General features: G+C 48.1%; 5 protein-coding genes and 1 pseudogene. All 6 read right to left on the reverse strand.

Annotated elements, in window-relative coordinates:
- Positions 1-13: 13 nt before the first annotated feature.
- Positions 14-3,385, reverse strand: coding sequence for an ImcF-related family protein (locus tag L379_RS11125; RefSeq protein ID WP_032653746.1), 3,372 nt, complete (start codon positions 3,383-3,385; stop codon positions 14-16).
- Positions 3,378-4,586, reverse strand: coding sequence for a membrane protein (locus tag L379_RS11120; RefSeq protein WP_032653748.1), 1,209 nt, complete (start codon positions 4,584-4,586; stop codon positions 3,378-3,380). The genes L379_RS11125 and L379_RS11120 overlap by 8 nt, the downstream gene beginning before the upstream one ends.
- Positions 4,587-4,588: 2 nt before the next feature.
- Entirely contained in the window at positions 4,589-4,852 is a 264-nt protein-coding gene (locus L379_RS25045; RefSeq protein WP_071887075.1) for a PAAR domain-containing protein, read from the reverse strand.
- A gap of 311 nt (positions 4,853-5,163) precedes the next feature.
- Positions 5,164-5,637, reverse strand: a complete 474-nt coding sequence (locus L379_RS25650; protein ID WP_139155333.1) for a hypothetical protein — start codon at positions 5,635-5,637, stop codon at positions 5,164-5,166.
- A 764-nt stretch (positions 5,638-6,401) separates the two neighbouring features.
- A complete protein-coding gene (locus L379_RS26300; RefSeq protein ID WP_255360352.1) occupies positions 6,402-8,198 on the reverse strand; it encodes a glycoside hydrolase family 19 protein in 1,797 nt (598 codons plus the stop codon).
- Between the two features lie 348 nt (positions 8,199-8,546).
- Positions 8,547-9,514: pseudogene (locus tag L379_RS26305) on the reverse strand (hypothetical protein); the annotation flags it as partial.

Consider the following 9,514-nt stretch of genomic DNA (forward strand, 5'->3'; position numbering starts at 1 on the left):
CCTTGTCTTGTCTTTATTCGACATCTTCAGCGCTGGCCACAACCGTAAAGATGGTTTCAGGCAGCGTAAATCCCTGGAGCTTCAGCAGGGCAAGCGGACCGTCACCCAGCTCACTACGCATAACAAACTTCAGCGGATTACCGTCGGGGGTGATCCAGACCAGCTGTGTGCGGCTTGCATCAAGAGGTGTAATTAATGCCTTATCCAGCAGCCGGATGAATCCCCAGTTCCCCTGGTTGCTGGTGTAGAGCTGCATCCCGCTGTTCACGCTGCGCCAGCGAAGGCTGACACCCGGGTAATACGTGTTTCCCGGCCAGGTAAAGCTCTGCCAGCTTTCCATCTGGTTAAAGAAGTCCAGATTCTGTTCATCAAGCGTCAGCTGCATACGGGCCACATCACGGGAAGGACGCGCCATTAATTCAAAGCGAACGCCCGCATCGCCCTGGGCAAAAACGATATCCGACAGTTCGGCCAGCTGGTTAATTGCCCGCAGGAAATCCGGGCTCACTTCCATTCCCTGGCTTGCAGAAGGATCCACCACCCAGCGGTTCCCCTCCTGGTGGAGAATGCCGCCAAGGCTGGTTTTCAGGAACGTGGCGATGCGACCTGAATCGCCGCGCAGGAACTGCGCCAGCAGTGGTAAGGAAGCATCACTTCCGGTGGCTTTAAACGGATAGCGGCCGGCAAACGCTTTATTCCACTGTTCGACAATGGTCGTCTGCCAGCGGGTATTGAGGCTTTCTGCTGCCGGGGTCAGCACCTGCCGCCAGGCCAGATCCAGCGGCTGAACAAACAGTGACTGGCCGAACCCGCTCCACTCCTGGCCCAGACTCGCCGCCACCAGACTGCTGTAGTCACGCGTGTCGGTCAGATCAATAGCCTTGCCCTGGAACACGGTCTGAGCCAGCATTTGAGACATTGCCTGTGGATCCGGCGCGCTGGTGACCTGCTGGAGTTTCAGGCGTACCTGGGTAATACGGGCAAGCCAGGACTGAAAACTCAGGTTACCGTTACGTCCGGTTCCCTCTTTTCCCTCCATGAATCCCGTCAGCGGACCAAACACATCGTCCAGCGGACCGCGCGGTCCCTGCGCCTGTTCGATAAACTGCTTCACGTTCTTTTTCCGGCCGACCAGCTTTTTCGCCGAATCCACTATCGAATCCGCCAGCGCTTCCCCCTTCTCGCCGGTTTTTCCCTGCCATGCCAGGGTATTCATCAGCGCCACCAGTGGCGACTGTCGCACGTCACCGATCAGATTAAGCTGGGCGATCGCGTCAGAGAGCGAGGCCGCTTCGTGCCACTGGATGCTGTTGACCATATTCAGCCAGGCATTCCCGAAATCGGTAAAGTAACGTTCGGTCAGTCTGGACTTCAGCGCTTCCGGCGAAATATCGCTTCCGGGCTGATGAGTTTTATCCGTCAGCACCCAGTCGATTTCATCGCGGCGGGTTTTAACCACCTCCTCAATTGCATCCTGCACCTGTTCTTCCCAGGCCTGGCGGGTAAACATGCCCGGCACCACTTCTTCTGTACTGAAGACGGTGGAGGCATCCGTGTCGCCGGTCATATCGGCAAGCGTTAAATCAGGCCAGTTGCTGGAAACGCGCTTCAGCATGTCCTGGTACAGCCCGGATTCAGCATTACGCTGGCCAATCTGTTTAAGGAGGATCTGGCGCACGGTCGTGACAAGTCCGGCATCAGGCTTAATTTTCCATTCCGGATGTGAAGGAAGATTCTGAGCGTAAAAGCCCAGCAGTTTGGGTGCCATTTCCTGCCAGGCGCCATCTGACATACCCTGCCGTTTCGGCCAGGCCTTCAGCATATTCTTCGCCAGCCATCCTGCTTCGGCTTTGTCCGGTCGGGCCAGCATCAGATAACTTTTCAGCACATCGTAAGCCCGTTGTGTTCCCTGCGTACGGGCATCACTGGCCGGAGGGAGATTAACAAAAGCCTGAAGCTGCTGTTTCAGGTGCGCAGCTGTGGCATCCCGTACCAACAGCGCATTATTACGGGCATACAGCGGCCACAGGGCCACCAGCGTGTCGTGGTCCTGATTGAGTCCAAAGCGGGTGTACCAGGGCGCACCGGTTGCTTCCCGGTTCTGCAGTCGGGCAATCGCCTGCTGGAGCACAAGCTGGTTACGCAGACGCTCTGTCAGCGGACTTTCAGTATCCGCGGCAAGACGGGCGGTACTCTGAGCCTGGTATATCTGCGCCCGGTTGACGGCAAGCGACAGCAGTGTACCGGCTCCCCAGAGGACAATCAGGGCAAGCACAAGTAAACGCAGCCCTTTAAGCCAGTCGAAGGTTAATTTTCTGGCGCGGATGGTAGAGCAGTCATCAATAACGGCTTTCCAGCCGGGCGTATCAAGCCGGGTATTGGGTACTGAACCGGCAACGGCCAGTTCAGGGCTGAACATCGCTCCCCGGAGCCGATAAGCAGCAGAGCCCTGCATCAACCCGTCAAACAGGGCGTGCAGGCCTGCCTTCAGGTCCCCCTGCAGGCGGGACGAGAGTTGCAGCAGCCAGCTATGATGCGGGTTGTTCAGCACCTCTGACATCCCGACCTGGCGTAAATGCGGAACCAGCGTATCCAGCGTGCTGAGCGCATCCTGCGAGGTCACGCCAGGGCCAAATAACGCGCCGGTCGCTACAGGGTCAGCCTGATCGCCGGAAGTAGCTGTCCTGTCGATCAGCCATAGCCAGACGGGAGCCTGCCAGCCCAGAAGATAATCGGCTTTCTGGCGGCACCGTAAAAACGCATCGCGCTCTGTATCGGTTGGCAACGCTGCGGTATCCATTACGTGGATGATGCCATCCACAGGTTTGCCAGGACGCAGGCGTTTTAACCGGGACAGGAAGTGCTCGTCGGGAAGAGACTGCGCATCGCCGCCATATACCAGAACATTACCGTCACCTTCCTGCCAGAGGTCGTGACAAAGTCCGGGCGCAGCTTTTTCCGTCTCGTCAGTATTACCCTGCACAAGCAGGATCCGGACCTTAGACCGCCAGCGACGTCCATAGCGCATTTCCAGATGTTCTGACATCTGTTCATCACTGTAAGTGGCTACCTGCCCATCACCATCAGCAGACGGGATCTCTGCTGAATGCGCCATGGCCTGCCGTTGGCTATTTCCCCAGTGAAGATAAAGACCCGCTTTCCCCGCATAGCTGAACGCTTTTTCTGTCATCCATCCCAACAGGAATATGGCTGCATTCAACAATGCGCAAAATGTCAGGATGCGCTGTCCATCATACGGTCCCAGCCCGGTGGCAGATGCCAGCCATTGCGGGAACGCATAAAACAGAAATGCGACGGTCGCTGTCAAAAAAAACAGAACTCCAGCCGTTGCGCCAATGAGCGTTTTGACTTTTACCTTAGCCATTCCCTTGATTTTCCTTACGAACGTCTTTTTTATTAACGACGGCTACCCAGACATCTTCTTCGTCTGCTGCTGATTGGGCTGCGATGACCTGTGGGCCATTATCGTGACATGCGGCAGAAGCAAGAATAATGACAAGCCAGGGAGCGGCTCGCCCGGTATATCCCATAGCGTAATCAATACTGCGATTGTCATCTGACAGGCTGAATGTCACTCCGTTATCTTCACAAGCTTTGTTCCACCCGCTCCCGCTGGCAAGAGCTGGTCCTGTATGCCATGCAGCCTTCAGTGATTCAGGGTCTGTGTCGGACCAAAGCAGTGCCCGGTTCAGCGTTTTTACCAGCGCGGGCTCTTTGCCTTTTTCCGGGCGGTGCAGGCACACTGCGTGAGGATAAGCAGCAGCCTTTCGGTTGCAGAGCACCACCAGTGTGATGGCATCGGCGTCACCCTGACTGGGATACGCTGGTACCGAGAATGTCACAGCGGCAAGAATGCCCGGGTTTTCCCAGCGCTGGTCCAGCCAGGCATCAAACGCCGACAGACCTTTGCCAGACAGGAGCCTGAAACTTCTCCCTGTTTTGGCAGCAAGCTCATTTTTGAGATGTGACTCAACGCATTGCCTGATATCGTCATCACAGTCCAGCATCAGGCAGCAGGGAATATCCGTCGGGAGTGTTGCGGTAATATCCTGCACCCGGGCGGCAAGTGTTGAGGTGGTGGCAATGATTTCAGCCTCCAGGTCAACCTGAAATCCTGTCAGGGCTGCATATCTGACAGCGACTTTACTGCCTCGCGGCGTTGAGAACTGCACTATGGGCATAGTATGGCTAGCCGTCTGCATTAATGCTCCGGGCTTATTTCCTGCAGGGTGCTGAATGTGATAACCCAGCACCCTGCCGCAACGCTGACCACGGCGGATTTCCTGCTGAATCAGCGCTTCCCGCTCAGCATTACGGGATTCAGCCCCGACCTGTTCCGCTTTGTACGCAAACCGCCGCAGGGAAAAGAGCAATCCCCATAAACAAAATGGCAGCCCCAGCGCGGTAAACCAGAAAATGAATCCGTTTCTACCGGAGGTCCATTGCCAGAACGTTAACGTGATACCAGTCACCAGCATAAGTACCAGAAACAGCAACCAACGCCGGGGATTGGGGCGCATAACTTTCGGCGCTTTTTCGGGAATGGCGTCCAGCCAGACGGGCATGTTCAACCAACCTTTGCAGGAACAAAAGAACTGATCAAAGTGCAGCCGCAGCCGCACCTGTGGCCGTGAAAAGCAACAGGGATACCATTATCCAAATAGTTGGGATTACCTTCGATAATCGTTGTCGGACCATGTCCAGGTATCGGGCAGGAAACCCTGTCACCTTTACGTGCCACGCCAATTCCACCAAAAATCATGGTTTCGGAACAGGTCATTACGGAACCACCGTGGGTGGTTTTGTCGCCTTTTCGAATAATTTGCAACACCTTTGCCTCTATTAATCTGTTGGATATTATCAAGATAATACGGGCTGTCTTTGTCACCCGATTTTTAAATAAACATTTATTTAATTAGAGAATCAGACTTGATACAGGCAACAATCGGAACATTCCCCGAATTATTATAACCAATATTCACTCATTAATTATCAGAAGAATATTGTATGATTTTACTTTGTCTCCAGACACAAGATAGGATTTAGTTTGAGTATGATTATCTGGAGAATTAAATAAATACGACTTACTATTTATTGATGATTGATTCTCAATAGTATGCAAATAATAAGAAATGGCGTTTGTTACAACGCTTTTATATTTTTATCCTCCCTCACCAATTGCTGATAGTTATTTATGTTTATTTTAGAGGGCTTATCACAACGAAGCATATTACTTGTACGCCTGATATCCATTGACGATAGTTTATTTTTAATTTTATTGATTGAAGGTCGCATTGAATTAAAATCAAAAACATCAGTACCGGCATCTTCAGAATTGGCCAATACATCTTTCCCTTCCATCCAGGTATACCCGCATACTTCTCCATCCCAGTCACTAACAATACACCCATTGCTCATGTCAACGACGCTACAATAAGCTCTATCGGTATACTTTGTAGTGCCATCGTCGAACTTCACAGTTCCACCAGAAACACTATTAACAATAAGATATTTTCCGGATGGAGACACTTTTGAAGTACCATCCTCAATGTAAGTTCGATCATCCCGATTGAGATCAGCAGAGTAATCATGATTGGAAAAAATAACCCCCCCCATAAGTGATCATCGTAGTGCTCATTATTTTTTCTGAGAAAAGTAAAACTCCCTCCAACCGGAGATTGGATAGTTATATCTGCATAGCTTGCTTTAGTAAAAAAAAGAGAATAGCACAACGCTCGCATACATTCTATTAATCATAACTTTGCCTTTAACGTATTAAAACGAAGAGAAGAATCAGTCATTCTCTTGGTTAATTTATACTCTTCCAGAAGTTTGCTTTCATATAATGTACTTTCACTCCCCCACGACTGGGGATCTAAACTTACAGATGGATTATTTGCATGAAATTTTCGATAGCTTTTTTAAAATCAGTCGACACATATCCTCGACGATTAACTGAATCATCCAGAACAACAACTCTGCCAAAACTACTTTTTACAAAATCTTTAATTTTTTATTACCTGTATTTAAAACCACTTTGTTTTCTGCACTGTGAAGCCTTTCTATAAAATATTAAACTTGAATATCTAAATACTCAAGCAATGCCAGAACTTTCACGAGTGCGGCAAGAGGTTTATTATATACCTTCTGGTTGCGTGTGTTTTCTGTGCCCCCCAGCCTTAACAAAGTTTTCAATTCTGTGGTGGTTATTCTTTTCCCCTGAGTTAACAAGCCATCACTATAATAAATCACGGCTGAATTCCCTGTTCTTTCAACAGTCCAGCCACATGCCTTCACGTAAATTGCGTATAAATCAAAATAAGGATCTATAAATATAGTAAGTTGACTATTTTATGATATATCAGTTCATGCGTAACTAGCTAAATACTTAAATCTGAACATAGCATATTACTATCCATAGATTTATTTTTATTATTAATATACCTTGCCTTACACCATTTCCCATCAGCACTGATAGATAATAAACTAACTTCTCTTGTAATACTTTCAACATCATCATAACCTCTGTTTGAATCTGCCCTGTAAGGCTTATATTTTGTCCAAAACCACAGCGCACTACGAATAGCATAAGGCATTTCATTAATTTTTTCAGGATGATTTACTGTGTCAGGTACAGCATCACTCCAATAATTATTATACTCCAGAGAAAATCCATGATACTTTTCGTATCCTGTAATTTGAATCAGTCCTCTTCCTCTAAAGTTATATCCATCATCGGGGTTAGATTGCCTATTCCCATTCAATCGTAAATAATGTTTTCTTCCAATAGCCTGCTCATTAGCTCCGCGAATAATTCTCCCTGCCGAATTTTTCTCATAACCATCCTCTTCAGATTCGGTGTGATTTGCCCGATAATAAGAGCTAAACGATCTCAGCGTAGCAGGGGAAAATTGAAAACTTTCGGTTTTTCCTTTCATTTGAGCACCAACCTCACCTTTAATTTGAGCGAAAAAATGTCTCAGCCTTATTGGTGTATCCAATTTAAATGTTGTAAGTTTCCCTCTTAACTCTTCAACAACAGTGTTCAGATCTTCATCTGAAGCTTGTGGAAAAACTTTTTTCAATTGTTCATATGTCACACCATTATCAGATGGCTTCATCGCTTCCAAAAACACCACCGGATGCATATGCCACAATTCCGGCCCCAGTGACACTCCCTTCTCAGTCACCGTTTTCATCCACGTCATCTTATCAATGAAGGTTTCCAGATACATTTTCCAGGCTGGCGCATCCTTGGTCAGCGTATCCAGGTAGGTTTTCCATAGCGGATCATCCTTGCCGTAATACCATTCACTTCCGTGCTTCGCAATAATACGGTACAGACGTTCCCGGTAGGACGCATTATGCACCGCCTGAAGATACTCCTGCTCTGAATAGTGCCCATCCTGGTTACTGTCTATCTGTTTCAGCAGGCGCTCGTAATTATATTTATTCAGCGCATGGGCAGGCCGGGTTTCTTCCTGGGCCACTTTATACAATTGTTCAAGTATTCCCTTCACCACATTATTCGGCTGTTTTATGCTGTCAAGCAGGTCAAAGCTTTCCGGTGCCTTATTCAATGTGACAAAGCCCAGTTCACCTAACGCATACTGTGACAGTTTCTGCACACTACCGGCAGCCAGCCAGCCGCCTTCAGGGCGTATCTGAAACCAGGCCGCATCCTTGTTACTAGACAGAGCATTCCCGGCAGCATCAACACCAGGGACTCTTGCAAGTGACAGAATTCCCGATATCTTTGTTTTACGATTACTTGCTGTCATTCCGGTATCCCCCTTGTCAGATAAAGCTGCATCTTTCTGCCAGGCCAGGTAAACCGGTGAATCGTTCCCCACATTACCGGGATTGGTAATGAATTTCTCCATATCATCCATACTCAGGCACTCAATATGTACCTGGTAACGTGAGTGCTTACCGTTTTCTTCCGGTAGCTGACAAAAGCCCATATGCCCGAGACTGTCTCCGGCACTGACAGGCACTGGCGTGGCCGGAACATGCACATCATTAAAGACAGGCGCACTGCCTGATGCTGCCGGAGTAACTGGCGCAAGGTTGTCATCGTCGGATACCACCCATACCCGATCGCCCTTTTTCATCTTACCCAGATCACGTCCAAGAGTGACCAGACTGAATGTTCTTGCCGAATCGTCAATTTTCATCCATTAGGGTAGCATATTATCAAAATACTCTTTTTCCTCCTTATACCCTTTAGTCAAACAATTATTAACTTCGGAAATTTCTGCATCAGTGCCATGTGATTCTGACGTCTCTAGCGCACACCTATTTTCAATAGTAAAATCCCACGATACTCTAAGGGCGTCAATTAATTTTTTTTATCTGGATTGTTTCGAACTTGATCTAACTGAGACTGATCCAATAAATGTATAGCAGTCTTTTTTAAATGCTCTGACTTAGAGTTTATCTCTGACAGTTGTTTATTTTCAACATCACTAAAGGCAGCAAGAACATTCACTGAATAAAAAACAAAACCACAAACCAACAATACTTTAGCTCTCATAAAAAGACACTCTCTGATTAAATCTTTCTTCTGGGACATTTTGCCAATTACTTCGGGTAGATAAAACATTACCAAATGAGTTTAAATCTCCCGAATATGCATACCGCTGTATAAGAGATCTGGCACGGGGTGTATAATCACCTCTATATCGAAGGTCAACGAGAATCTCTTTTATCTTCTCTGGGATATCACTCCATGCTTGTTCAGGAGTTGCTTGGGGATTTGAGTGGTAGACACGAATTGTATCTGGCTTTTGACATATTCTTTTAACATCGTCCTCTAACCTTTGATAACTAATCATAAATATATCATATTGTTGTTTTCGTGTTATTGTAGAATTCCGTATATCCTCTGAAGCCGAATTAAACCTAGATTGAGCGCCTGCCCCAGATAATCCCTGAGAACCAACAAGCCAAGACTTAAAGGGGTCAGTGACACCAATCTGAACAAGATCAGCATTTGCCGAAGCTTGTTGACCAAGATCATACCCACGACCAATCGTCACACCCGATACACCACCAGGCCAATGAATTTTACGACTAAACCATGGACTAGTATCAATATCATTTCCCTCAGCATCGAAAGTAAGCTGCCCTTTCGGTACTTGTAACCATTTAAGGGCCATCTCATCTTCATCCACCATTGCACTCAAAAACACCACCGGATGCATATGCCACAATTCCGGCCCCAGTGACACTCCCTTCTCAGTCACCGTTTTCATCCACGTCATCTTATCAATGAAGGTTTCCAGATACGTTTTCCAGGCTGGCGCATCCTTGGTCAGCGTATCCAGGTAGGTTTTCCACAGCGGATCATCCTTGCCGTAATACCATTCACTTCCGTGCTTCGCAATAATACGGTACAGACGTTCCCGGTAGGACACATTATGCACCGCCTGAAGATACTCCTGCTCTGAGTAGTGCCCATCCTGGTTACTGTCTATCTGTTTCAGCAGGC

The organism is Enterobacter sp. MGH 33, assembly GCF_000534535.1.
GTDB lineage: Bacteria > Pseudomonadota > Gammaproteobacteria > Enterobacterales > Enterobacteriaceae > Enterobacter > Enterobacter hormaechei_C.